We start from the raw sequence: 23,942 nt of genomic DNA, 5'->3' as shown, positions 1-23,942 counted from the left end.
AGGTACAGAATCCCATATTTTAGAAGAAAGATATAACTTACAAGTTATTCATTTTTTTTCACATTAACGCTTATACAATTTCGCCTATAGAACCCTTTTCTGAAGGAACCAGGCGATACACAGCCTTTGGCTCCAGGCCAGGCTCCCGCCGGTGAGAAACGTAAATTATAGCCGTATTGCTTTCTTTGGCAATATGATTAATTAATTGCACGATATACTTTGCACTTTTATCATCTAAAGCCGTGGTAGGCTCATCTAAAATAAGCAGCGGCGGATGTTTAATCATCGCCCGGGCAATTAATACTAAACGTTGCTCTAAAGCAGAGAGTTTGGTGAAAATTGCCTTTTCCTTCTGCTCTAAAGCCAAAACCTTAAGCCAGCCTCTGGCTATACGTTTTTGCTTATCACCTGGTCGCCGGTACAAGCCCACACTATCCACCATTCCCGAAATAAGCATTTCCAAAACCGTATCCCTTCTATTAAAAAGCTCGGTTAAAGCCAGGGAAAAATATCCTATTTTACGCTTTAACTCCCACACGCTTTCTCCACTCCCTTTTTTATTTCCAAAAAGATATAGATCCTCTCCATAGGCTTTTGGATTATCGCCAAAAATCATAGAAAGTAGCGTGCTTTTACCAGACCCGTTTGGCCCAGAAAGCTGCCAGAAATCTCCTTTTTTAATTTGCCAAGAAATATCTTTTAAAATTGGTTTGCCTTCATAGCTAAGCGAAACTTCTTTAAAATCTACCAGGATATCTGGGATTTCTTTAAATGCTAAGGCTGGCTTCGGAATTTTAGCTAAATTAGTATAAGTATTTTCTGAAGCCACTTTTTTAAAATTATTGCCGCTGTATTTCCCAACTATTTTTTCTTTCTGAATTTCAAAAATCATTGTAACAAAAGGAAGTAAATCTGCCTCTCGTTTAAATATTTGAATAATTGGAATTTCTTCTGAAATCTCTTTCAATCGCTCACGTAATTGAGCAACGGAAGCCTTATCGAGACTATCAAACGGGTTGTCTAAAATTAAGAAATCGGGGGTTTGTTTTAATTGATATTCCAGTAAAGCTTTTCGTCGTTCTCCGCTGGAAAACGTGCTTAAGGGCCTATTCCCTTTCTTATTGATCGCCGATTTCCCGTGCCGATAATCTTCTTCAAGATATTTTGTTAAAACCACTTCAGAAAACAACAAACCTTTTTTACCTTGAAAATCCTCCAACTCATCAAAGGATGAACCTGCCAATAAATCCTGAATAAATTTTCCTTTTACAGAAAGCTTATTCCCAAAAATGGCGATATGTTTTAAATTCATGTTTTGTGTTTATGATATTTCAGCCCTTCAAGCCAAATCTCCACGAGTTTTAATAGAGACGACATCTCTCGATTACGCATTAGCGCTCCAGTCTCCAGCGCTTCAATACTTCCATAACCCATAATCTTCGCATTATTTGAAGTACTCAAATATATCAACTATTTTCTTCCGAAGAAATAAGGGATAAGCTATTTTTGCTGCTATGGAGAACAGGAAATTAAAAAACAGTGAGCTAGATCGTAAAACTATAAAAGAGTTTAAAGAATCTCAAAAAACGCCCATTATTGTGATTCTGGATAATGTGAGAAGCCTTAATAATATCGGATCTGTTTTTAGGAGTGCCGATGCTTTTCTAATCGAGAAAATCTACCTCTGTGGTATTACCGCAAAACCACCACATAAAGACATTCAAAAAACAGCATTGGGAGCTACAGAAACCGTAAGCTGGGAATACTTCGAAAACACGCTGGAGGTTGTTGAGAAACTTCAGAATGAAAAAACTAAAGTATTTTCTATAGAGCAAGCCGAGGGCGCGGTAATGTTAAACGATTTTAATCCACAGCCCAATGAAAAAATCGCCGTGGTTTTTGGCAACGAAGTTAAAGGAGTACAGCAGAAAGTGGTCACTGCCGGCGATGGAATTATTGAAATTCCGCAATTGGGGACTAAACATTCTTTAAATATCTCGGTGAGTGTTGGCGTGGTGCTTTGGGATTTATTTTCAAAAATACAAGTCCGCTCAACTCCTAAAGGGGGAATTCATTAATTTCTTATAAAAATAAGTTATTATGCTAACTCCAGGCTCACTCCCCCTTTGGGGGCTGGGGGGCTTTTTGAGCTTTTATCTCCTTCAATATCTCTAAATAATCTCTCCGGTTATTCACAAAATCTTTTCCGGAAATATCTATAATCTGTACCTTCATACTGGTTTGGGTTTTTATAAAATTGAGGTAGCTTTTATTGATTTCCATTAAATATTCTGGCTGAATGTTCTGCTCATAATCCCTCCCACGGGATTTGATGTTTTCCAGCAATCTCCCGGTATCCTGGTAGAGATAGATATAAAGATCGGGCTTCACCAATTCTTTATACATAAGATGGAAAAGTTTGTGATATAAGAAAAACTCCTCTTCGGGAAGCGTGATTTGTGCAAAAATTAAAGACTTAAAAACGTCGTAATCTGAAATGACAAAATCTTTAAATAAGTCATATTGCGCTAAATCATCTGACAGTTGTTGGTACCTATCGGCGAGAAAAGACATTTCTAAAGGAAAGGCATAACGTTCCTTATTTTCGTAAAATTTAGGTAAGAAAGGATTGTCTTTAAAGCGTTCTAAAATAAGCTTTGCATTAAAGTCTTGCGAAACCATGCTGGTAAAACTGGTCTTTCCTGCACCTATATTTCCCTCTACCGCGATATAATTAAATTGATGTGAGGAAAATGAATGCTTGGGTAAACTAAGTGTTTTTGCGATTAGTTTTATTTCTGCCTTGTCCTCTACAGTACTTAAAAGTGAAGAGACACTTTGTTCTAAAAGTGGGTGAATTTCTCTGGCTGCAATATCTACCAATGGCATTAAGACAAACTTTCGATACTGCATTTGCGGGTGGGGCACCACCAGACTTTCAGTTTTAATCACTTTGTCTTCATAAAAAATAATGTCGAGATCCAGGCTTCGGTTTTGGTAGTTCTTAGAATCAGAACGCTTGCGGCCGGCATTTGCTTCAATTTTTAGCAATTTCTGAAGCACTTCTTCCGCAGTAAATCGGGTAGATACCTTAACACAGGCATTTAAAAAAGCATTCCCCGAAAAGCCCCAGGCCGGGGTTTCATAAACCCGGGAGACTTGCTGCACATCGCCCACTTCCAGGAAAATCTCATCTAAGGCGTTTTGTAAAATCTCAAAACGCTCACCTACATTGCTGCCCAGCGCGATATATACTATTTTAGGGAGATTCAAATTAACTGTAGAAAAGATTATTAAAAGTACCGAATAAATTTCACAGCAAATTAAGTAAAACAAAATCACATACTCCTATTTTTGTCGCAGGACTTAAAAAAATAATTTGACCAAATTCGCACTCACAGATCAACTAAAGGCGCAACGAATTTACCTAATTTTAGCCGCTTTGTTTATTTCTTCGCTGGTAGTCTCTAACCTGATTTTTCAGAAGTTTTTCTACTGGGATTTTTTTGGGCTTTATACTTTCGAGATTTCTGTGGGAATTTTATCCTATCCTGTTACTTTTCTTATCACCGATATAATTAGTGAAATTTACGGTAAGAAAAAAGCCAACCAGGTGGTGACAACAGGAATATTTGCTTCTTTATTTTCGTTATTAATTGTGTATGTTAGCAATATAGCACCGGCCACAGATTGGTCTCCCGTTAACGATGCCCTTTTCAGCAAAGTGTTTGGGGCCACGGCCATTGCGGTTTTCGCCTCTATGGTCGCTTATCTCCTGGCGCAATATATAGATATACAACTGTTCCATTTTTGGAAGAGATTAACCAAAGGAAAACATTTATGGCTTAGAAATAATTTTTCTACATTTCTATCGTAGTTTGTAGATACATTTTCGGTCTTGTTTTTGCTTTGTAGTTTTAATAAAATTGATTGGAACTTGTTTGGCTCACTTCTTTTAAGCGGATTTCTCTTTAAAGTAATTGTAGCTGGATTAGATACTCCTTTTCTTTATGCTGCGGTTTATGCATTTAGAAAAAGGTTTAAACTGAAACAAGGCGAAGAATTAGAATTAAGTTAATTATTAGCTTTAAAAGCTTATAACATAAAATAGAAAAATGAAAAAAGTACTTAAAATCATTGGATTTGTTGTTCTTGGTATAATTATCATACTGGTCGCTGCACCGTTTTTATTTCAGTCTCAAATAAAAGACTATGTACGTAAAACGGCCAACGAAAGTGTAAATGCAGAAATTGCCTTTAATGACATAGGTTTAAGCCTTTTTAGGAGCTTTCCGCAAGCTACCGTGGTGATAGAAGATTTTAGCGTGATCAATAAAGCTCCTTTTGAAGGCGACACCCTGGCTAGCGGGAAGGAAGCACTTTTAGAAATGTCTATTAAAGAACTATTTAAAGGCAGTGATGAACCTAAAGTTCTGGATGAGCTTCGGCTAAATAAGGCTTATGTAAATATTAAAGTAGATTCTATGGGTAATGCTAACTATGATATTGCCAAAGAAAATACCAGCCAAAACACTAAAACAGACACCACCTCAACCGGCTTTAGCCTTGATTTACAACATTATGAAATCAATGATTCCAGACTTAAATATATCGACGAAGGCCAAAAGTTAATGCTAGATGTCGAAGAATTAAACCATCAGGGAACCGGGGATTTTTCTTTAGCAAAAAGTGAACTGGATACCGAATCTAATGCTTTGGTGTCCCTTACTTTTGATGGGGTAAATTATTTAAACCGAAATAAACTTTCTTTAGACGCTTTAATACAGATGGATCTGGAGAATATGCGTTATACGTTTTTAGAAAACAAGGCGAAGGTAAACCAGTTGCCACTTACTTTTGAAGGTTGGATTCAGTTGAATGAAAACAGCAATGAAATTAACTTGAGTTTTCAAACCCCATCTTCAGACTTTAAAAACTTCCTGGCAGTTATTCCTGAAACCTATGCGAAAAACATAGAAAACGTAGAAACCAGCGGGGATTTTATCCTGGAAGGAAACATTCAGGGCATTATTGATGAAACCTATATCCCAAAAATGGATATAAAAGTAAGTTCTAATAATGCTTCTTTTAAATATCCAGACCTACCAAAAAGTGTGGAAGACATTAATATAGATTTAGAGGTTTTAAACAAAACGGGACTTTTAGATGATACTTACCTTACTTTCGATAATGTGACCTTTAGGATAGATGAGGATAGGTTTGCCGCCAATGGTAGTGTAAAAAACCTTATGGGCAACATGTTGGTGAATATGGCACTTAAAGGGAAGCTTAATCTCGCAAATTTAGAGAAAGCTTATCCTTTAGAACTGGAACAGGACCTTAACGGAATTCTTACCGCCGATGTCACTACCCAATTCGATATGAATACCATAGAAAAAGAGCAGTATCAAAATGTAAAAAGTAGCGGTACAGCTAATATTAAAGATTTTAGATACAGCTCTCCCGAAATTCCAAATGAGGTGAAAATTGCTACAGCCAGTTTAAATTTTAATCAGGGTAATGTATCAGTTCCCGAGTTAAAACTAACCACCGGGCAAACCGATCTTTCTGCTTCAGGGAATATTCAAAACCTAATGGGCTTCTTATTTACCGATCAAAAGTTGAAAGGTAATTTCAAAGTGAATTCTAATGTTTTTGCGGTAAACGACTTTATGATTGCTGAAGAGGAATCTAAACCAACAACCGAAAAACCAAAAGAGAACAAACCGGCAAAACCGGCAGAAAAGGTTAAAATTCCTTCTTTCCTTGATACTGAATTAGCTTTCCAGGTAAATACACTCATCTATGATAATCTTAAACTTAAAGACGCCAAAGGCACCATCATTTTGCGGGATGAAACGGCTACTTTAAAAAATATTAGCACTAATATTTTTGATGGCAGTATCGCGTTAAAGGGAAAAGTCTCTACTAAAGGTGAAACTTCCAGCTTCGATATGGATTTAAATTTAAATTCCTTAAATATCGCCGAGTCTTTTTCTGGTTTAGACCTGTTACAAGGTCTTGCTCCCATTGCAAAAGCACTGGAAGGAAAATTGCAAACCAACCTTAATTTAAAAGGAAACCTCAACGACGATTTAACTCCGAAGCTAAACACCCTGGCGGGAAATGCCCTGGCCGAAATACTCACAGCTAAAGTAGATCCCGAAAAATTACCACTGCTCTCCAGATTAGACCAGGAAGTAAAGTTTATAAACCTTGATAATATCAATTTAGATAAATTAAAAACACAGCTCACTTTTAATGATGGAAAAGTCGCCATTGAACCTTTTAACTTTGATATTAAGGGGATGAATGTGGAAGTATCGGGTAGCCACGGCTTCGATATGGATATGAATTACAATTTAAAATTAGACGTACCGGCAAAAATGCTTGGCAGCCAATTGGGAAGTACCCTTAGCCGATTGAGTGGCGAGGAACTTCAAAATACTTCGGTAGCTTTACCTATTGGGTTAAACGGAACTTTTCAAAATCCGCAGATAAAGATCAATATGGAGCAGGCAATCACCGATCTTACTCAGCGCATTGTTGCAAAACAGAAGGATGATCTTAAAAAACGCGGCCAGGATGCTATAAAAGATATTATCAATAAAAACCTGGGGCAAAAAGAAGACACCACTGCTGTTAACGATTCAATTAAAAGTCCCGAACAACCCAAAACCCAGGAAGAACAGGTTAAAGATGCCGCGAAGAATATTTTGGAAGGAATCTTTAAGAAAAAAGAACCTAAAAAAGACACCACGGGGAATTAGAATAAATCCTCGTAGAATTCTCAATAGCATCTATACCGGGAAATTTTACGAGGTTTAATAAATCGTTTGAAGTTATACGTAATTTTAAATCTTCACTTCTGAAGAAGACTTTTTATAAAACACCTTTCCAAAATTTAAAATATGCTGTCTTAGCTTTTCGTTATCCAATTTTGAAAAAAGTAGTAAGTCTATTGTGTAAACAAGATCTAATCCATCCAGTTTTCTTTCAATATCCAATAATTCTGTGAAATTTATTTCTTCAGAAAAAATAGCAAGATCAATATCAGACCCCGGGCGATAATTACCAATTGCCTGAGAGCCATATAAAACCACTTTTTTAACCTTGAAAAATTCAGCAAAAACACTATTTATTTTGCAAACTGTATTTTTAGAAAGACCGTGTTTTTCAATCATTGTCTAAAACATTAAATTTATCTTCAAGATATTTAAATTCTTTAAAATAATGCGATCTTATTTCCAAGACGATATCTTTGGCCGTTTCTTCATTATAAGTATGTGAGGTTTTATTACGGCTTAAAATCATATTTATCCAGGTCTCTCCATTTTTAATTAAACCATAACCAAAAGCCTGTCTGGTAGCATCACGAGAACCATAAATATCAAAATTTCCTTTTTCCTTAAGAAAATCCTTTATGGTTTTCCAGGCCAATTCGTGGGTATATTCGAAACTTTGAATAAGTCCCTGCATCTCCAATTCACTTAGTTTCCGTTTTTTGGCAAGTTCTACCGCGTTTTCTAATTGCTGTAATGCTTTTTTATAGTTTTGAAATCGCTGCTGCCATCTTTTTTCTTCAGGTTCCATTTCACTAATTTACGCATATTTCTAAATTATTTCACTTCCAGCTCTACTACAAAACCTTCGTGGGCTCGCACGTTAAAAACCATCCCATCTTCGAAAATTAAATATTGTCCTTTAATTCCCTTCAAAATTCCTTCATAAAACGGAATTTTACTCAAATTGAGGGTTTTTATTTTCTTCGGAAATTCCAAAACCGGAAATGCTATTTCCAGCTCTTTTCTTTCAGGCAGGTAGTAGTCTTTTGCTTCCTCAGGAATAAAATTTTTAAGTTTATCCCTTTCTTCAGATAGATTCAAATCTAAAATGTCATTAGTTAACATTTTTCGCCAGTTTGTTTTATCGGCTACGTGTTCTTTAAGTGCTACCTCGGTAATCCCGGCAAGATACCTGTTGGGGGTTTCTACAATCTCAATCGCCTCGTGTGCCCCCTGGTCTATCCATCGGGTGGGAACTTGTGTTTTACGCGTCACGCCTACTTTTACATTACTGGAATTGGCTAGATAAACAATGTGCGGTTGCAATTGCGAGCGCTTTTCAAATTCCAGGTCTCTGTCCTCTTCCCCTAAATGGGCTTTACTTAACTCTGGTTTCATAATCCAATCCCCGGCCTGCGGAATAGAAGAAAAACAATCATAACAATAGCCCTGTCTAAAAATTTTCTTTTCCAGACTGCAATTTAGACATTGAAAACGAAGAAAATTAAGACTGATTTTTTTGTTCAAAATCTGGTTAATATTTATAAAATCTTTCTCAAATAAGAGATAATATTGCACTTTATCTGTGATTTCTGTTTTCATTTTTCTTAACACGCCTTCGTATCTCATCGTTTTTCGCTATTTTTATCCTAAGTTGATTTGTAAACTTCTAAGTTTAAATTAATTTTATCCAGCCAACCAAGCTGCAGCATTGTCAGCGTATAAAGATATAAAGAATAATGCCAATCCCATTAGTGAACTCTATTGCTTCGTGGTTTCTCAAAAAGAGAATTCATCAAATGGAGCTGTTTATAAAGTATCCTCACGAAGTGCAACAGGAGTTGTTAAAAAACCTACTTGCCAAGGCTAAAAACACCGAAATGGGTAAAAAATATGGTTTTGCAGAAATTAGAAACCAGGTAGATTTTGCTAAAAATGTGCCTATTCAGCAATATGAAAATTATCAGGATTGTATTGAACGCAACAGAAGGGGAGAAAACAATATTTTTTGGCCTACAACTATAAAATGGTTTGCTAAATCTAGCGGAACCACCAGTGCAAAAAGTAAGTTTATTCCCGTGAGTGAAGACTCCCTTGAACAGTGCCATTACAATGCGGGAAAAGATTTATTGTGCATGTACCTAAACAATAATCCAGAATCTAAACTGTTCACCGGCAAGAGTTTGCGCCTGGGCGGCAGCAAAGAAATCTATAAAAATAACGGCACCGCTTATGGGGACCTTTCTGCGATTTTAATTGCCAATATGCCTTTTTGGGCCGAATTTAGCAGTACACCCAGTAATGAGGTTTCCCTAATGGACGACTGGGAAGTTAAAATGGGTACCATAGTAGATGAAACAAAAAAGGAAAATGTAACCAGCCTCGCGGGAGTTCCCAGTTGGATGTTGGTTTTGCTGAATAATATTCTTGAGACCACGGGCAAGGGAAACCTATTTGAGGTTTGGCCTAACCTGGAAGCCTACTTTCACGGCGGGGTGAGCTTTGATCCTTATGCCCCGCAATATCAAAAAATATTACCCAAAGAAGATTTTAGGTTCTATGAAATTTATAATGCTTCGGAAGGTTTTTTTGCCTGCCAGGATCAAAACGATTCTAAAGAACTTTTATTAATGCTGGATTACGGCATCTATTATGAATTTATCCCTATGGATCTCTACGGAAGGGAAACAGAAAAAGCTATTCCTTTGGCTGAAGTAGAAATCGACAAGAATTATGCTGTGGTAATTACCACCAATGCGGGATTATGGCGATATAAAATAGGCGATACGATAAAGTTTACTTCTACCAATCCATACCGCATAAAAGTAACAGGTAGAACCAAGCACCATATCAACGCATTTGGAGAAGAGCTAATCATAGAAAATGCCGAAGAAGCGCTAAAACAAACCTCCCTGGTCACCAACTGTGAGATTGTAGATTATACGGCAGCACCTGTATTTATGAAAGGTAAGGAAAAGGGTGCGCACGAGTGGATTATAGAATTTAAACGGCCACCCCAGGATTTTGATAAATTCATCAAAGAATTAGATCTGGCTCTACAACAGGTGAATAGCGATTATGAAGCCAAAAGGTATAATAATATGACGCTTAATTTACCCAAAATCCATCAGGCACGTGAAAAGCTATTTTATGACTGGCTTAAAAAACATGATAAATTAGGCGGACAACATAAAATCCCCAGACTTTCCAATTCCAGAAATTATGTTGAAGAATTATTAGAAATGAACAATTGACTTCCTCAACTTACGACAAAGAATACTTTTCTGGCATAATACATTAAGACAAAAAAAATAAAAAGACCTCACAGGTTTTAAAAACCTGTGAGGTCTCTTATAATAAGGGCTTTTAGTCACAAAAACCATAATAAAATGATTGTGTAAGCAATATTATTCTTTGGGATTACTTAGAAATTCATTTTATTTTTAAAGCGTTTTCGCTACTCTATCGACTACTTTAATAGTAGTATCCAGATCTTCGTAAGAAAGGGCATCGCTAATAAACCAGGTTTCAAAAGCACTGGGTGCGATATAAATACCATTTTCTAACATTCCGTGGAAAAATTTGTTGAAAGTCCCCAGGCCTGCAGAATTTGCCGCCGACTCAAAATCGGTTACCGGCTCTTTTCCAAAGTGCACCGAAATCATAGAGCCTATTCTATTTATAGTGAAATCTACGTTATTTGCGCTAAGTGCTTTTTCCATTCCTTCGTGCAGATATTTGGTCTTTTTATCGATGCTTTCAAAAATCCCCCTGTTATTATCAAGTTCGGTCAGCATCGCTAAACCGGCCGCCATTGCCAAAGGATTTCCACTCAAAGTACCCGCCTGATAAACCGGGCCAACCGGTGCCAGATAATCCATAATTTCATTTCGCGCTGCAAAAGCCCCCACGGGAAGCCCGCCACCAATCACTTTTCCGAAGCAGGCGATATCGGCATTTACATTTAACCGCTCCTGCACTCCACCCGGTGCAAGCCTAAAACCAGACATTACTTCATCAAAAATCAATAATGTATTGTTGGCGTCACATAACTCTCTAAGGCCTTCTAAAAAGCCGTTAGCCGGAGGAATACATCCCATATTTCCTGGAACCGGTTCTACAATTATACAGGCGATGTCATCTTTATTGGCATCCAGCAAAGCTTCTACACTAGCTAAATCATTATATTTTGCCAATAAAGTATCTTTTGCCGTTCCCTGGGTCACCCCAGGACTATTAGGTGTGCCAAAAGTAACAGCACCACTCCCCGCCTGGATTAAAAACGAATCACTATGCCCGTGGTAACAGCCTGCAAATTTAATTATTTTCTCTTTTCCGGTAAAACCTCGAGCCAGGCGCACCGCACTCATCGTAGCCTCGGTCCCGGAATTTACCATTCTAATTTTATCGATATTGGGAACCATTTTTACGGCCAGCTCGGCTATTTTGGTTTCAATCTCTGTGGGTGTCCCAAATGAAGTTCCTTTCTTGGCGATGTCAATTACGGCATCAATTACCGGTTTATGGGCGTGACCTAAAATTAACGGTCCCCAGGAATTAATATAATCAATCAACTTGTTGCCGTCTTCATCGAACAAATAAGCACCTTCAGCCTTTTTTATAAACACCGGGTCTCCGCCTACTGCTTTAAATGCCCTTACCGGGGAATTTACGCCACCGGGAATTACTTTTTGTGCCGAAGCGAACAATTCGCTACTTCTCTTATACTCCATAATTATTGTTCTTGTGAGATAATAACCAACAGTTGCCCTACAGCAAGGTTGGTATCCCTTAGATTATTAAATCGTTGTAATTTTTCTACCGTTGTATTGTGTTTCTTTGCTATACCGTAAAGCGTATCACCTTTTTTCACTCTATAAGTAATAGAATTAGGCGATTCGGGAGACTCTGGCGTATAAGCATAATCTGGGGTGGGACGTTTTAAAACTTCCGCATCAAACCTGTATAACTCATAGCGCTTGATTAATCCAATTAATTTATCGGGGTATCGCCTGTCTGTCGCATAACCGGCTTTTCTTAAACCCTTTGCCCAGCCTTTAAAATCATCTTTGTCCAAATCAAAAAGACTGGCATATCGTTTTCTTTCAGTAAGAAAAAGCGAGTGATCCCGGTAGGAATAACGGGCGTCTTTATATTTTCTAAAACATTCCCCCCGCCGGTCGTCATCGTGATAAACCCTACCGCCTTTCCAGTCGTGACATTTTATCCCAAAGTGATTGTTAGCCCGCAACGTTAAATCTCCTTTCCCACCGCCAGATTCTAAAATCCCCTGGGCCAAAGTGATACTTGCCGGCACATCATATAGTCGCATTTCTTCCATAGCCACCGCAGCAAAATCCCTTATATAATCTTCTACGGTATAAAGTCTTGGATTTACAGGTGGTAATTTGGGCTCGCCTCCCAATGGTTTAATATTTTCGAGGTTTCTGGTGTTAGAAGTTCGGGAAATATCGGCGTTTTTCTTTTTGGTTACCACCTTTTTTTTACTTCCGCAGGAAATGGCAAAAACCCCCAGAAAAATTAAAACCAATACTCTCGGGCCAATCTTAAACCCACTGTTGGAAAACAAAAACCGGTTAATGTTCATATTAATCAGTAATTAAGTGCATATTTTTCTTTTTCAAAAAGCTGTTCATTCCGGCAATTCCCTGTAATCCTCCGGTATGGATTCCCAGAATTTTACTCCCCGCCGGGAAATATCCTGCTTTTATCAGGTCAAAAATACCAAAAACTAATTTCCCAGTATAAATGGGGTCCAATTGAATCTGGTATTCTTCCTTAAAATTATTTATAAATTCAATTAAATGTGCATCTACTTTAGCATAACCGCCAAAATGATACTTTAGTATTAACTCCCAATTATTTTTACTGCTGAATTTCTTTATTTCTTCGGAAAGAAAATCTCCTTTCAGCGCGGGAAAACCAAGAACTTTTTGGTTTTTACCGGAAGCATTGATTATGCCCGAAATTGTTCCGCCCGTTCCTACTGAAGTCGCTATAAAATCGAATTCCTTATCATTTTCGGTTAAAATCTCCCCGCAACCTTTTACAGCTAAAGCGTTTGTACCGCCTTCCGGCACCAGGTAAAATGTTCCAAATTCTTCCTTTAATTCCTGCAAAAATGATGCAGTTTCCTTTTCACGATATTTACTTCTTGTAACAAATTTGAATTGCATTCCGCAGGAATCAGCAAACTTTAAGGTGGAATTTTGTGCCAGGGTTTTTGTTAAATTTCCTCCTAACTCTTCTCCCCTAATCACACCAATCGTATTTAGACCTGCAATCTTTCCGGCGGCAGCGGTAGCAGCTATGTGGTTGGAATAGGCGCCTCCAAAAGTGAGCAGGTTTTGGTGCCCCTGTTCAAGTGCTTCAGCAATATTATACTTTAATTTTCTAAATTTATTACCGGAAACTTCCGGATGCAACAAATCTTCTCGTTTTAGAAAAAAAGAAATATCGTTGGGGAATTCAGCAATAAACTGATTTTTAGTTATTTTTTCAGCAATATTGAGAAAATTTGCCATAATGCAAATATCTAAAATCAAAACTTACTTACCTATAGAAACTGTAAAAATGCCCAAAAACGGCGTTCTTCCAGGTAATTCTCTTTCATTTCCTGGGTGTAGGCTTCGCGTTCAAAACTAATATTCTTATAAGCCAGAAATCTATCTTTATATTGTAACCATCGCAGCAAATATTCGGTAAAATACCACAGGTAAAACGGAATGATGAGCAATTCCAGTTGTTGCTGAAGATGGATTTTTTCGTGATTAATAAAAGTAAAGTCCTCTTTGAGTTCCTTGTTTTTTACAATGACAAAAGGCCAAACACTGGCACCCGAGATGGATTTGCCAAGCAAATATTTGTTCACAATTAGAATCACGGCTTGAAGATAAGAAATTGTACTTTTGTGCTATGAGTTTTTTTAAGAAAAAAATCCCTTTAGAAGAGGGTGACTATTATTTAACGCCAGAAGGTTATAAATGTTTTACCGCCCAATATCATCTAAAACGAGGCTATTGTTGCGAAAGTGGCTGTCGCCATTGTCCGTATGGATTTAATAAGAAAACCGGGCGACAGGAGTAATGTGTTTTTAAAGCCGTTGCGTTTAGTAGCGTAAAAACTATATTCTAAATCAATAACGTCCTAAATAATTAAAGAACTAAACAATTCGTAAAAAACTTCTCGACTGCGCTATCCTTGATGAAATTTTTAATATATTAATTTTGAGACACTTAAAAACTTAAAAATATAATAATTTTTTTGAGATTTTAAATAAAAATGACAAACAAAAAAAACGCAACCACCCCTTCTTCAGCAAAGCTGAATTCATCCCCTCCTTGCCAAGTAGGGGAGCAGGCTTATCGAGTGAGTTAGGTGAATTGAAAGCGCTCCTTCCCTTCGAAGGGAAGGTGGCTTCTTCTGCGATAGCGGAAGAAGTCGGAAGGGTTGATATATGATAGAATTTAGGTAGATTTAATCAGTTAATAACAGTTTTTCTAAGCTTAAAAATCATTGAATCTCTAAATATTCGTGGATTCGTGGCAACCTTTTTTTAACACAGAAAACCCCAAAAAAGGAAATTGAAAAAGCGACCAAACTAATGAATAAATATTTTGAATCTAAAAATAAAAAACGATGAAAACATATTCATTTGACAAGGTAAAAGATAAGTACATCGGGAAAAAAGGAACAGCAGAAAGAGACGCCTATGATAACGAATTACGACTTGATTTGCTTGGGGAAGCCATAAAACAAGCTCGAAAAGAAAGAAAATTAACCCAAACTCAACTTGGTGAATTGGTAGGAGTTAAAAAAGCTCAAATCTCTAAAATCGAAAATAATTTAACCGATGTCAGGTTTAAAACGATCTTAAAAGTATTTAGAGCTTTAAACGCAAAAATTAATTTTAACGTAGAATTGTTGAATCAAAAAATCGAATTAGCAACCGATTAAAAGATAAAAAACAATTCTTTCCAGTTGAGTTTTTGATTCTTTAGACCAGAGTATGTCAAATTTAGCTTCCATATCAAGACCAGAATTCCTTACTTGTTAAAACTTCTCCTTTTTCGTGGTCTTCAAGTCCACGATTAATAGATTGAATTTCTTCTTTACTCAGTTCATCATACCACGTCTCTTTGGCGTTAGATTTTGAATCTATTATAGATTTTAGTGTCTTTAGCAAAGAATTATCATTGGTTTTGGTAATCGATTCAATGATTTCATATTTTAGTGTTTGAATATCCATTTTAATCTGCTTTTTACTCTTATTAAAGATACAAATGTTTATTTCAATTGGGAATTGAATTAGAACTTTTTCGTATTTCTGTCATAGAAATTAAGCCCTTACAATACTAAAAATTGGTTTAACCAAGAGCAAGAATCAAAAAATGATTATGAACATACATAACCTTATCAGCTAAAACCTTAACTTTTCCATTATGAAAAACCTTAGTTTTAAAGAAGAAATATTACAGGGAATACCCGAAGAGCTTCCGAAGACAAAAGAATACGATCCCGCTGTAAATCACGCTCCAAAAAGAAAATCTGTTCTAAACAACGAGGAAAAGCAATTAGCCCTGCAAAATGCTCTGCGTTATTTTAACGCCAAACATCACAAAGAATTATTGCCAGAGTTTCAGCAGGAACTGGAAGAGTATGGAAGGATCTATATGCACCGGTTTAAGCCAACTTATAAACTTTATGCCCGCGATATTGCCGAGTATCCGGGAAACAGCGTTCAGGCAAAAGCTATTATGCTGATGATTCAAAACAACCTGGATTCCAATGTGGCCCAACATCCCGAAGAATTGATTACTTATGGCGGGAACGGAGCCGTTTTTCAAAATTGGGCGCAATACCTACTTACGATGCAATACCTCGCCAAAATGCAAGACGATCAAACGCTGGTAATGTATTCGGGCCATCCTATGGGACTTTTTCCTTCTCACGAGAATGCACCAAGAGTGGTAGTGACCAACGGAATGATGATTCCGAATTATTCAAAACCAAACGATTGGGAAAAGTTTAATGCACTTGGTGTTACCCAATATGGCCAAATGACCGCCGGCAGCTATATGTATATTGGGCCACAAGGGATAGTTCACGGTACTACGATTACAGTACTTAATGCGGGAAGAAAAATATCTAAATCTGGCGAGGATTTAAAAGGTAAATTATTCGTCACCTCCGGACTTGGCGGCATGAGCGGCGCTCAACCTAAAGCGGGAAATATCGCCGGTTGCATCACAGTTTGTGCCGAAGTAAATCCCAAAGCGATCAAAACCAGGCATAGCCAGGGCTGGGTAGATGAAGTAATTGATGATCTCGAAAAACTAGCCAAAAGAGTTGAAAAAGCAAAGTCAGAAAAAGAAGTGGTTTCTATTGCTTTTGAAGGCAATATCGTTGAAGTTTGGGAATATTTTGAGAAACATGACATCTATATAGACCTGGGAAGCGATCAAACTTCTTTGCATAATCCATGGGCCGGCGGCTATTATCCGGTGGGCTTATCTTTTGAAGCAGCTAACGAGTTGATGACTAAAAATCCTGAAGAATTTAAACAAAAAGTGCAGGAAAGTTTACGAAGGCAAACTGCAGCAATCAACAAACATTCAGAAAAAGGTACTTACTTTTTTGACTACGGAAACGCCTTTTTATTGGAAGCGTCACGAGCGGGAGCCAAAGTTTTTAAAGACAAGGACGGAAACTTTATAAATTCTGAAACTACAGAAGAAGGAATGGAAACCTGGGCCTACCCCAGCTACGTTCAGGATATTATGGGGCCTATGTGTTTCGATTATGGATTTGGCCCTTTTAGATGGGTTTGCGCTTCTGGAAAAGAAGAAGATTTAGATAAAACCGATAAAATTGCTACGGAAGTTTTAGAGGAATTGCGTAAAGATTCCCCTGAAGAAATAAAGCAGCAAATGACCGATAATATTCAATGGATAAAAGGAGCCAGGGAAAACAAGTTGGTGGTTGGTTCTAAAGCCAGAATATTATATGCCGATGCTGAAGGCCGCATGAAAATTGCCAAAGCTTTTAATGACGCCATTGGAAAGGGAGAAATAGGAAAAATTATTTTAGGTCGCGATCACCATGATGTTTCCGGCACCGATTCTCCCTATCGTGAAACTTCAAACATTTATGACGGTTCCCGGTTTACCGCAGATATGGCGATACAAAACGTGATAGGCGATAGCTTTAGGGGCGCCACCTGGGTAAGCATTCATAACGGCGGTGGCGTTGGCTGGGGAGAAGTGATGAATGGCGGATTTGGTATGGTTCTTGAAGGAAATAAAGCATCGGAAGAGCGATTAAAGTCTATGCTGTTCTGGGATGTAAATAATGGAATTGCCCGTAGAAGTTGGGCCCGAAATAAGGAAGCGATCTTCGCAGCTAAGAGGGCTATGCAAATGGAACCAAAACTTAAAGTGACCATCCCAAATTTAGTAGATCCGGCGCTTTTCGATTCAAAATAACTAAAACTATTAACTTATGAGAATCTTAAAAATTACTCCGGTTTTATTGCTTCTGGCAGTATTTGTAAGCTCTTGCAGTAGTGTAAGGGTCGCTTCAGATTACGACAGGGAAGTAAACTTTAACCAATATTCCAGCTACGCTTTTTTTAAACCGGGAATAGATAAAGCTGAAATTTCAGATTTAGACAAAAAACGTATCCTTCGTGCCATTGAAGCCGAAATGCAACGTAAGGGTTTTACAAAATCCCAAAATCCAGACCTGTTGGTAAGTATTTTCACCAAAACCAATGAAAATATCAATATTTATCAGAACAATATGGGTTATGGTTACGGCTGGGGCTGGCACCCGTGGTATTGGGGCTCTGGCTATAATACCGTAAACCGTACCAGCGAAGGCACGCTCTACATAGACCTTATTGATGCCGACGGAAAAGAACTGGTTTGGCAGGGAATGGGAACCGCGGCTTTGGCCAGCGATGTCAACAAAAAGCAAAAAAGGATTAATGAAATTGTACAGGAAATACTGGCCAAATATCCTCCCGAAATTAATAAATAACAAACCACATATCTTCAATAAAATGCTCCTTCTATAGGGGCATTTTTAGTTTTATATAGTTCCTATTATCAATTTATTAGTTTCAGCATTATTCCTTACATTTATATTGAAATAAAACCACACACCATTATGCTTGATAAAATTGAATCAAACCCCATTTTAGACCGGCTCCCGGCACATCTTCAGCAGTATATAAAACCACAGAATTATGAAGATTACACGCCAATTAATCATGCCGTGTGGCGCTATGTGATGCGTAAAAATGTGGATTATTTAAGCAAGGTAGCCCACGAATCTTACTTAGACGGATTAAAAAAAACAGGGATTTCTATTGAAAGTATCCCCAATATGTATGGCATGAACCGGATTCTAAAAGAAATTGGCTGGGCCGCCGTAGCTGTCGATGGGTTTATTCCCCCAGCGGCTTTTATGGAATTTCAGGCATTTAATGTGTTGGTAATTGCCAGCGATATTCGCCAACTGGAAAATATAGAATACACTCCCGCCCCCGATATTATTCACGAAGGTGCCGGTCACGCCCCAATTATCGCTAATCCTGAATATGCAGAATATCTTAGACGTTTTGGGGAAATTGGCTGTAAAGCGATCTCCAGCGCAAAAGATTATGAAATGTATGAGGCCATTAGACACCTTTCCATTATAAAAGAAGCCGAAGATACTCCCGAAGCTGAAATTGAAGCGGCCGAGAAAAAAGTAGATTACCTGCAAAACAATATGGGTGTTCCCAGCGAAATGGCGCAAATTAGAAATTTGCATTGGTGGACGGTAGAATATGGATTAATTGGCACTTTGGAAAATCCTAAAATCTATGGCGCAGGCTTATTATCTTCTATTGGAGAAAGTGCCTCGTGTTTGACAGAAAAAGTCGAAAAACGACCTTATTCCATTGAAGCTTGCGCACAGGAGTTTGATATTACCAAGCCTCAACCCCAGCTTTATGTAACCCCAGATTTTGCCCATTTAAGTTTGGTTTTGGAAGAATTTGCAAATAAGATGGCCCTGAGAAAAGGTGGACTGGAAGGCGTTCAGAAATTAATCGATTCCAAGAATTTAGGCACAGTAGAATTAAGCACTGGTTTGCAAATTTCAGGAGACTTTTCGCGGGTAATAGCGCACCAGGGGAAACCTATTTATATCCAGACTTCGGGAAAAACCGCACTTTCCCACCGCGAAAAAGAATTAGTTGGACACGGTATTAACAACCATCCTGAAGGTTTCAGTTCTCCCATTGGGCGTTTAAAAGGCATTAATCTGGCCATAGAAGATATGAGTCCGCGGGACTTGAGAGCTTACGATATTTATGAAAGCGAAAAGATAGCTTTTGAATTTGAAGGGGGAGTTTTAGTGAAAGGAGAAATTATTACCGGCACCAGGAATCTACAGGGAAAAATTATTCTCATTAGCCTTAAAAACTGTACGGTCACTTTTGGCGAGGAAATACTCTTTAAACCCGAATGGGGCCAGTATGATATGGCGATTGGGAAAGAAGTGATTTCGGCTTTTGCCGGCCCGGCAGATAATCTTTCTTTCGATTTAATAAATCATAAAACCTCCAGTAGTACTATTAAAAGCAAATCTAGTCCCGAGCGGGAAGAGTTGGCGTCCCTGTATGCTTCAGTAAGGAATATTAGCGAAGGGAAAAACGCAAAATTCTCTTTAGATGCAGCCCTGGAGCTGGTTAAAAAACACCACCCAAAAGACTGGTTGCTTTCGGTAGAAATTTATGAATTAAGTCTGGGTAAAGACCAGAAACTAGCAAAAGCTGTCTTGAACCACCTGGAAGAAGTAAAAGTACAAAGACCTAAAATCGCCCATTTAATTGAAGATGGTATTAGTTTAATTGAAAGTAAACAAAAGGTTTAATCATTTTTAGTAAATAACCATCATTGTCCCGTAAAAACAAAATTTTTCAGTTACTTACAATTTAGTCTTTTCTCTTTTTCCTTGCAGTGAAGCGTCCCGTTATGGATATCGGGATTGGTTCTTTAACCGCACAATAGTAATAAATAACTTAAAGTTTTATCCTTTCCAATTCTTCAGAATTCTGAAAATCCTGGTCGCTGTACTGCAGCGTCCAACCCATTGAATTCGTTAGAATATAGATTTTTTGCAGTTCACTTATTAACCTGTTTTTGGCATTAGAAATTAAAGGAGAGGCCATAACCTTTTCTCTAATAGAGTCCTCTATACGCTTCCTGATTTTATTGTGATCGTCAGCTTCAAATTGATTTAAATAATCCTGGGTAACGTCATAATATTTAATATCGGGATTAATTTTCAGCTCTTCTTTGGGGATATACGTTATGCGTACCGTTTTATTTTCTTCATCAATTTCGGTTTTTAATTTACTTAGATCATAAGCTACCGTAGCTGTAGCATTTACAATGATCAAAGCTTTTTTTCTTGCTGAAAAAATATCTAAATAGAATTTTTTAGAGTTTTCATAGGAATAAACCTGCGAGAAAGTGCCCTCTGTAACCACAAGTTTGCCTACATTCCTTATTTGTTCCTGTAACAGAGCCGTATTTTCTGCTAGCTCATCTTCACTACTCCCTCTATTCTCACAATATCGCACCCCAAAGACGATAAGTAGTACCAAAATAGCACCGATAAAAAAGTTCTTCATGTTTCCATTTTTATCAAAGGTACAAAGAATGCTTAATTAGGTTTCTTGAAACAGGTGCTATTGTTTTCTGATAATAACCCTAGACTGATGCGAAAACATTCAGATAAAAAAGTTTCTTTTTACGGCATAAAAAAAGCCGATTGAAGTTCAATCGGCTTTTTAAGAAACATTAAATCTTACTAATCTTTATAAAAAGTACTTGGCCAGCTATCATTTCCGGAATTTACATCTGGAAGGATTTTATCTGGATCCTGTTCTACCTTTTTAATTTGCTTATCGGTGCGGTGTAGGTAATTCCAGGAATTACCACGCTGCCAAATCTCTACCGGCAACATAACTTCTTCCGAAGAATTATCACTATAAGTAATATGAAGTTTTACCGGCATTGGAATTTCCCCTTCGTTAGAGAGGGTGATCACATAGTTACCCTGGTATTGTCTTACCCCATCTATAGAAATATCAATATTTCCGGTACCATAAAACCATTTTTTAAAGAACCATGATAGGTTTTCACCGGCTACGCTTTCCATGTGGTTAAAGAAATCTGCCGGTTGAGGGTGCTTATAAGCCCAGGCATTGATATAAGAAATAAATGCATTATCAAAACGCTCTTCTCCCAAAATATATTCTCGCAATAAGACAAGCCCGATAGCCGGCTTGTAATAAGCAGTCATCCCCAGGTTTCTCAAATTAGTGGCATCTGGGTAAGTATCTATTCCCTCTCGTTCTTTACTGGTAAACCATCCGTTCATATTTCGAGTTTTATCCAGGTTCGCGGGATATTCACCGTTATTAAAAGCTTTTGTACTATAATGGTTTATAAATGTATTAAAACCTTCATCCATCCAGGCGTATCTACGCTCGTTAGACCCCACAATCATTGGGAACCAGTTATGACCAAATTCGTGATCTGTAACTCCCCAAAGAGATTCTCCGGCACTCTTCCAACTACAAAAGTTTAAACCGGGGTATTCCATCCCACCTATATCGGCAGCTACGTTTACCGCTACCGGGTAAGGATATTCATACCACTTTTCAGAATAATGTTCTACGGAAGCTTTAGAATATTCGGTAGAACGGCTCCAGGCATCCTGCCCATCACTTTCTTTAGGATAAACCGATTGCGCCATGGCTTTTTTACCACTTGGAAGGTCAATTTTTGCGGCATCCCATATAAATGCTTTTGAGGAAGCAAAGGAAACATCACGAGTATTTTCCATTTTAAAATGCCAGGTAAGTGTACCTTCTTGCGCTGCTCTAAGTGACATATCATTCACTTCAGAAGGTTTAATAAGATAAACCGTAGAATCACTTTTTGCAGCTTTATCCATCCTTTCCCTTACTTTAGAAGACAATACCCTTCTTGGGTTTTGCAATTCTCCAGATGCTACTACAATATGACTGGCGGGAGCGGTAATTTCAAAATCATAATCTCCGTAATCTAAATAGAACTCTCCAGCACCAAGGTATGGTTCTATATTCCAACCCTCAATATCATCTAAAACAGCCGCTCTTGGAAACCACTGTGCCAGGGCATAAATAATTCCGTCTTCAACATCCAGTCGTCCCATTCTATCCATACCATCTACAGGAATTTTATATTCAAAATCCATTGAAATGGTAGCTTTGCCGCCATTAGCAGGAACAGGTTTATCAAAGAAGACCTGCATACGGGTATCATCAATAATATGTTTAGAAGATGAGCTTCTTTTCACTTTTGCCTCCAAATTGGTAATTGTATATCCACCATCTATATCGCCGTTATAACGGTTACCCTGTACCGGCGTGGTTAAAGTACCTCTTGAATCTTCCTTAAACCTATTTTGTTCCAGGTGCATCCAGATGAAATCTAAATCTTGTGGACTATTGTTTGTGTAGGTTAAAGTTAATTCTCCACTAATTTTATGGTTTTCATCATCTAAATTTGCTTTAATTTTGTAATCTGTTTCATTTTGCCAGTATTCCGGCCCGGGAGTTCCCATGGCGGTACGGTAACGATTACCGCTGCGATCCATAAATTCACTAAAGTCCTTTTGATTACGTTCTTTAACATCCTGCGCTGTTGCGACAGTACTAAACAAGCCGGCAATAGCCAGGCTGAGCATAGCTCTGGATAAGTATCTCATTCTTTTTTAAAATTTTTATTGAAATTCGTGCTAATTTAACCAAACTAAGTAAAAAAGCCTTATAAATATTAAATATAAAAGTTTAAAATTAGTGAGGTTCGGTAAAAGCAAAATAAATCGTCAAAGTTTAGTTTAAGATGAGGTTTTAGAGACAATATAATTTTTAGAAAATGCTTGAATGAGACATCATCTTTTTGATTCAGGAAAGTTTGCTTTTAACTCTCTTTTATTCCAGACAGTCGCTTAGAGTAGGTCAGCTCATTTAAATCCAAAAAATAGAATTCTAGAATACAGCTTTATGTAGAAAAAGTAGCTTTAGAATTCCTGTCATACATGATGATACTTCCCGCAACCGATACATTTAAGCTTAAAGTAGATTGAAATTTCACCAGGAAATGAGCTTTTTCAATAGCCTCGTTTGAGAGTCCATGATCTTCGGCCCCCAGGAGGTAAACACATCTTCGAGGATGTGTAAACTGCTCCAGGTTTTCAGCATTCTTTGTTAGTTCTACGCCAACCAGCATTGCACTTTTAGGTAGGTGTTTATAAAAATCTTTAAAAGTTTCATAATGAAAATAAGGCATTGCACCCACTGCCTTATGCGTATCGCAAGCTTGTTTCGCATAACGGTTGCCTATAGTATAAATAAAACTGGCGCCCATATTCTGAGCAGAACGCCACAGCACTCCTAAATTTTCAGGAGTTTTTCCATTTTGAATCCCAATTCCAAAAAATCCCTGCTCTAAATTGTTTACTATCATAACAGCAAAAATAGTGTTTTATAAATCACTTCGGAAAACAAGTAAATTAAAGATATTTCTTCTGAAATCAATACCCCTGGGGTTTCCAAAATCTTAAAACTTATAAACCTGAAGTGTAGGTTTTGTGGACCTAATTATGAGATTTTTTCGGCGAGAGGATTATAGTTGGTGATTTTCTTCGTGCTTTTGAGGCACACAATTGAAAAATAACATCGTACGGGGTTTATAAGCCATGACTTCGACAAGCTCAGTCTGACAGAAATAGTTCACCAAATTAGACTTAAACAGATCTGTGCTGCGTTTTTCGAAGTGCTCACTCCTACGTGAAGGTTTCACCCGTAGGTCACGCTGAGCCTGTCGAAGCGCTAATTCATCACAAAGTTTATTCTTTGGTTAACCAATCCCAACTGGCCAAACCAAACTATTACAAACAAAAAAAGCCTTTGGAACCAAATCCAAAGGCTTTCAAAAAAAAGGCGGTGACATACTCTCCCACAAATAGCAGTACCATCTGCGCTAACGGGCTTAACTTCTCTGTTCGGAATGGAAAGAGGTGAGCCCC

At 37.7% G+C, this 23,942-nt stretch carries 21 protein-coding genes, 1 rRNA gene and 1 pseudogene; 9 read left to right on the top strand and 14 right to left on the bottom strand.

Annotation, left to right across the window (positions count from 1 at the left end; genetic code table 11):
- Positions 1-70: 70 nt before the first annotated feature.
- Positions 71-1,312, bottom strand: coding sequence for an ATP-binding cassette domain-containing protein (locus BUA71_RS15165; RefSeq protein ID WP_072881276.1), 1,242 nt, complete (start codon positions 1,310-1,312; stop codon positions 71-73).
- A 202-nt stretch (positions 1,313-1,514) separates the two neighbouring features.
- Between BUA71_RS15165 and BUA71_RS15160 the strand changes: the two genes are divergently transcribed.
- Positions 1,515-2,078, top strand: coding sequence for an RNA methyltransferase (locus BUA71_RS15160; RefSeq protein ID WP_072881274.1), 564 nt, complete (start codon positions 1,515-1,517; stop codon positions 2,076-2,078).
- 37 nt (positions 2,079-2,115) lie between these two features.
- Here the strand turns inward: BUA71_RS15160 and folK are convergent, their stop codons facing one another.
- Positions 2,116-3,273, bottom strand: a complete 1,158-nt coding sequence (folK, locus tag BUA71_RS15155) for a 2-amino-4-hydroxy-6-hydroxymethyldihydropteridine diphosphokinase (RefSeq protein ID WP_072881325.1) — start codon at positions 3,271-3,273, stop codon at positions 2,116-2,118.
- A 106-nt stretch (positions 3,274-3,379) separates the two neighbouring features.
- Between folK and BUA71_RS15150 the strand changes: the two are divergent.
- A pseudogene (locus BUA71_RS15150) lies at positions 3,380-4,078 on the top strand (queuosine precursor transporter).
- 37 nt (positions 4,079-4,115) lie between these two features.
- The gene (locus BUA71_RS15145; protein ID WP_072881272.1) at positions 4,116-6,770 is read left to right on the top strand and encodes an AsmA family protein; all 2,655 of its coding nucleotides are present in this window, start codon (positions 4,116-4,118) and stop codon (positions 6,768-6,770) included.
- Positions 6,771-6,854: 84 nt separating this feature from the next.
- On the opposite strand, the gene BUA71_RS15140 is transcribed toward BUA71_RS15145, so the two are convergent.
- Genes BUA71_RS15140 through BUA71_RS15130 form a run of 3 tightly spaced genes read right to left on the bottom strand, consistent with a single transcriptional unit; the run spans position 6,855 to position 8,414 of the window.
- On the bottom strand, positions 6,855-7,184 hold the full coding sequence (locus tag BUA71_RS15140; protein ID WP_072881270.1) for a nucleotidyltransferase domain-containing protein: 330 nt from the start codon (positions 7,182-7,184) through the stop codon (positions 6,855-6,857).
- Complete coding sequence (locus tag BUA71_RS15135; RefSeq protein WP_072881269.1) at positions 7,177-7,593, bottom strand: nucleotidyltransferase substrate binding protein; 417 nt, start codon at positions 7,591-7,593, stop codon at positions 7,177-7,179. Before BUA71_RS15135 ends, BUA71_RS15140 begins: the two co-directional genes overlap by 8 nt.
- A gap of 26 nt (positions 7,594-7,619) precedes the next feature.
- Positions 7,620-8,414, bottom strand: coding sequence for a DUF2797 domain-containing protein (locus BUA71_RS15130; RefSeq protein WP_072881267.1), 795 nt, complete (start codon positions 8,412-8,414; stop codon positions 7,620-7,622).
- 110 nt (positions 8,415-8,524) lie between these two features.
- On the opposite strand from BUA71_RS15130, the gene BUA71_RS15125 reads away from it, so the two are divergent.
- Positions 8,525-10,039, top strand: a complete 1,515-nt coding sequence (locus tag BUA71_RS15125) for a GH3 auxin-responsive promoter family protein (protein WP_072881265.1) — start codon at positions 8,525-8,527, stop codon at positions 10,037-10,039.
- Positions 10,040-10,228: 189 nt separating this feature from the next.
- On the opposite strand, the gene hemL is transcribed toward BUA71_RS15125, so the two are convergent.
- From hemL to BUA71_RS15105, 4 genes are read right to left on the bottom strand one after another with little or no spacing between them, the layout of a single operon-like run.
- A complete protein-coding gene (hemL, locus tag BUA71_RS15120; RefSeq protein WP_072881263.1) occupies positions 10,229-11,518 on the bottom strand; it encodes a glutamate-1-semialdehyde 2,1-aminomutase in 1,290 nt (429 codons plus the stop codon).
- A gap of 2 nt (positions 11,519-11,520) precedes the next feature.
- The gene (locus tag BUA71_RS15115) at positions 11,521-12,393 is read right to left on the bottom strand and encodes a glucosaminidase domain-containing protein (protein WP_072881261.1); all 873 of its coding nucleotides are present in this window, start codon (positions 12,391-12,393) and stop codon (positions 11,521-11,523) included.
- Between the two features lies 1 nt (position 12,394).
- A complete protein-coding gene (locus tag BUA71_RS15110; protein WP_072881259.1) occupies positions 12,395-13,330 on the bottom strand; it encodes a 1-aminocyclopropane-1-carboxylate deaminase/D-cysteine desulfhydrase in 936 nt (311 codons plus the stop codon).
- Between the two features lie 32 nt (positions 13,331-13,362).
- Complete coding sequence (locus BUA71_RS15105) at positions 13,363-13,677, bottom strand: hypothetical protein (RefSeq protein WP_317040912.1); 315 nt, start codon at positions 13,675-13,677, stop codon at positions 13,363-13,365.
- A 44-nt stretch (positions 13,678-13,721) separates the two neighbouring features.
- Here BUA71_RS15105 and BUA71_RS17660 point away from each other — a divergent pair, with 44 nt between their 5' ends.
- Both BUA71_RS17660 and BUA71_RS15100 read left to right on the top strand, forming a co-directional pair.
- Positions 13,722-13,892 carry a C1orf53 family protein gene (locus tag BUA71_RS17660; RefSeq protein ID WP_175545972.1) on the top strand — a complete coding sequence of 57 codons (171 nt, stop codon included), beginning with the start codon at positions 13,722-13,724 and terminating at the stop codon, positions 13,890-13,892.
- Positions 13,893-14,444: 552 nt separating this feature from the next.
- Positions 14,445-14,762: a helix-turn-helix domain-containing protein gene (locus BUA71_RS15100; protein WP_072881256.1), complete on the top strand. Its 318-nt coding sequence runs from the start codon at positions 14,445-14,447 to the stop codon at positions 14,760-14,762.
- 73 nt (positions 14,763-14,835) lie between these two features.
- Here BUA71_RS15100 and BUA71_RS15095 read toward each other — a convergent pair whose 3' ends face one another.
- Complete coding sequence (locus BUA71_RS15095; RefSeq protein WP_072881254.1) at positions 14,836-15,054, bottom strand: hypothetical protein; 219 nt, start codon at positions 15,052-15,054, stop codon at positions 14,836-14,838.
- A gap of 193 nt (positions 15,055-15,247) precedes the next feature.
- On the opposite strand from BUA71_RS15095, the gene BUA71_RS15090 reads away from it, so the two are divergent.
- The 3 genes from BUA71_RS15090 to BUA71_RS15080 all read left to right on the top strand — a co-directional run bounded on the left by BUA71_RS15090 (position 15,248) and on the right by BUA71_RS15080 (position 19,730).
- The gene (locus tag BUA71_RS15090; RefSeq protein WP_072881252.1) at positions 15,248-17,290 is read left to right on the top strand and encodes a urocanate hydratase; all 2,043 of its coding nucleotides are present in this window, start codon (positions 15,248-15,250) and stop codon (positions 17,288-17,290) included.
- Between the two features lie 16 nt (positions 17,291-17,306).
- On the top strand, positions 17,307-17,846 hold the full coding sequence (locus tag BUA71_RS15085; RefSeq protein ID WP_072881250.1) for a DUF4136 domain-containing protein: 540 nt from the start codon (positions 17,307-17,309) through the stop codon (positions 17,844-17,846).
- A 129-nt stretch (positions 17,847-17,975) separates the two neighbouring features.
- A complete protein-coding gene (locus tag BUA71_RS15080; RefSeq protein ID WP_072881248.1) occupies positions 17,976-19,730 on the top strand; it encodes an aromatic amino acid hydroxylase in 1,755 nt (584 codons plus the stop codon).
- A gap of 148 nt (positions 19,731-19,878) precedes the next feature.
- Here BUA71_RS15080 and BUA71_RS15075 read toward each other — a convergent pair whose 3' ends face one another.
- The 4 genes from BUA71_RS15075 to rrf all read right to left on the bottom strand — a co-directional run.
- Complete coding sequence (locus tag BUA71_RS15075; RefSeq protein WP_072881246.1) at positions 19,879-20,493, bottom strand: DUF4230 domain-containing protein; 615 nt, start codon at positions 20,491-20,493, stop codon at positions 19,879-19,881.
- Between the two features lie 179 nt (positions 20,494-20,672).
- Positions 20,673-22,619 carry a M1 family metallopeptidase gene (locus BUA71_RS15070; protein WP_072881244.1) on the bottom strand — a complete coding sequence of 649 codons (1,947 nt, stop codon included), beginning with the start codon at positions 22,617-22,619 and terminating at the stop codon, positions 20,673-20,675.
- Between the two features lie 296 nt (positions 22,620-22,915).
- Positions 22,916-23,380 carry an RNA methyltransferase gene (locus tag BUA71_RS15065; RefSeq protein WP_072881242.1) on the bottom strand — a complete coding sequence of 155 codons (465 nt, stop codon included), beginning with the start codon at positions 23,378-23,380 and terminating at the stop codon, positions 22,916-22,918.
- Between the two features lie 471 nt (positions 23,381-23,851).
- Positions 23,852-23,942, bottom strand: a 5S ribosomal RNA gene (rrf, locus tag BUA71_RS15060); the annotation flags it as partial.

It is taken from the genome of Salegentibacter echinorum (assembly GCF_900129445.1).
Lineage (GTDB): Bacteria > Bacteroidota > Bacteroidia > Flavobacteriales > Flavobacteriaceae > Salegentibacter > Salegentibacter echinorum.
The sequence above is the reverse complement of the archived record's forward strand: the minus strand, read 5'-3'. Positions and strand labels throughout refer to the sequence as shown.

Coding starts and splice junctions, on each gene's coding strand:
- BUA71_RS15165 (WP_072881276.1), bottom strand. CDS start 1,312: ATGAATTTAAAACATATCGCCATTTTTGGGAATAAGCTTTCTGTAAAA.
- BUA71_RS15160 (WP_072881274.1), top strand. CDS start 1,515: ATGGAGAACAGGAAATTAAAAAACAGTGAGCTAGATCGTAAAACTATA.
- BUA71_RS15145 (WP_072881272.1), top strand. CDS start 4,116: ATGAAAAAAGTACTTAAAATCATTGGATTTGTTGTTCTTGGTATAATT.
- BUA71_RS15140 (WP_072881270.1), bottom strand. CDS start 7,184: ATGATTGAAAAACACGGTCTTTCTAAAAATACAGTTTGCAAAATAAAT.
- BUA71_RS15135 (WP_072881269.1), bottom strand. CDS start 7,593: ATGGAACCTGAAGAAAAAAGATGGCAGCAGCGATTTCAAAACTATAAA.
- BUA71_RS15130 (WP_072881267.1), bottom strand. CDS start 8,414: ATGAGATACGAAGGCGTGTTAAGAAAAATGAAAACAGAAATCACAGAT.
- BUA71_RS15125 (WP_072881265.1), top strand. CDS start 8,525: ATGCCAATCCCATTAGTGAACTCTATTGCTTCGTGGTTTCTCAAAAAG.
- hemL (WP_072881263.1), bottom strand. CDS start 11,518: ATGGAGTATAAGAGAAGTAGCGAATTGTTCGCTTCGGCACAAAAAGTA.
- BUA71_RS15115 (WP_072881261.1), bottom strand. CDS start 12,393: ATGAACATTAACCGGTTTTTGTTTTCCAACAGTGGGTTTAAGATTGGC.
- BUA71_RS15110 (WP_072881259.1), bottom strand. CDS start 13,330: ATGGCAAATTTTCTCAATATTGCTGAAAAAATAACTAAAAATCAGTTT.
- BUA71_RS17660 (WP_175545972.1), top strand. CDS start 13,722: ATGAGTTTTTTTAAGAAAAAAATCCCTTTAGAAGAGGGTGACTATTAT.
- BUA71_RS15100 (WP_072881256.1), top strand. CDS start 14,445: ATGAAAACATATTCATTTGACAAGGTAAAAGATAAGTACATCGGGAAA.
- BUA71_RS15095 (WP_072881254.1), bottom strand. CDS start 15,054: ATGGATATTCAAACACTAAAATATGAAATCATTGAATCGATTACCAAA.
- BUA71_RS15090 (WP_072881252.1), top strand. CDS start 15,248: ATGAAAAACCTTAGTTTTAAAGAAGAAATATTACAGGGAATACCCGAA.
- BUA71_RS15085 (WP_072881250.1), top strand. CDS start 17,307: ATGAGAATCTTAAAAATTACTCCGGTTTTATTGCTTCTGGCAGTATTT.
- BUA71_RS15080 (WP_072881248.1), top strand. CDS start 17,976: ATGCTTGATAAAATTGAATCAAACCCCATTTTAGACCGGCTCCCGGCA.
- BUA71_RS15075 (WP_072881246.1), bottom strand. CDS start 20,493: ATGAAGAACTTTTTTATCGGTGCTATTTTGGTACTACTTATCGTCTTT.
- BUA71_RS15070 (WP_072881244.1), bottom strand. CDS start 22,619: ATGAGATACTTATCCAGAGCTATGCTCAGCCTGGCTATTGCCGGCTTG.
- BUA71_RS15065 (WP_072881242.1), bottom strand. CDS start 23,380: ATGATAGTAAACAATTTAGAGCAGGGATTTTTTGGAATTGGGATTCAA.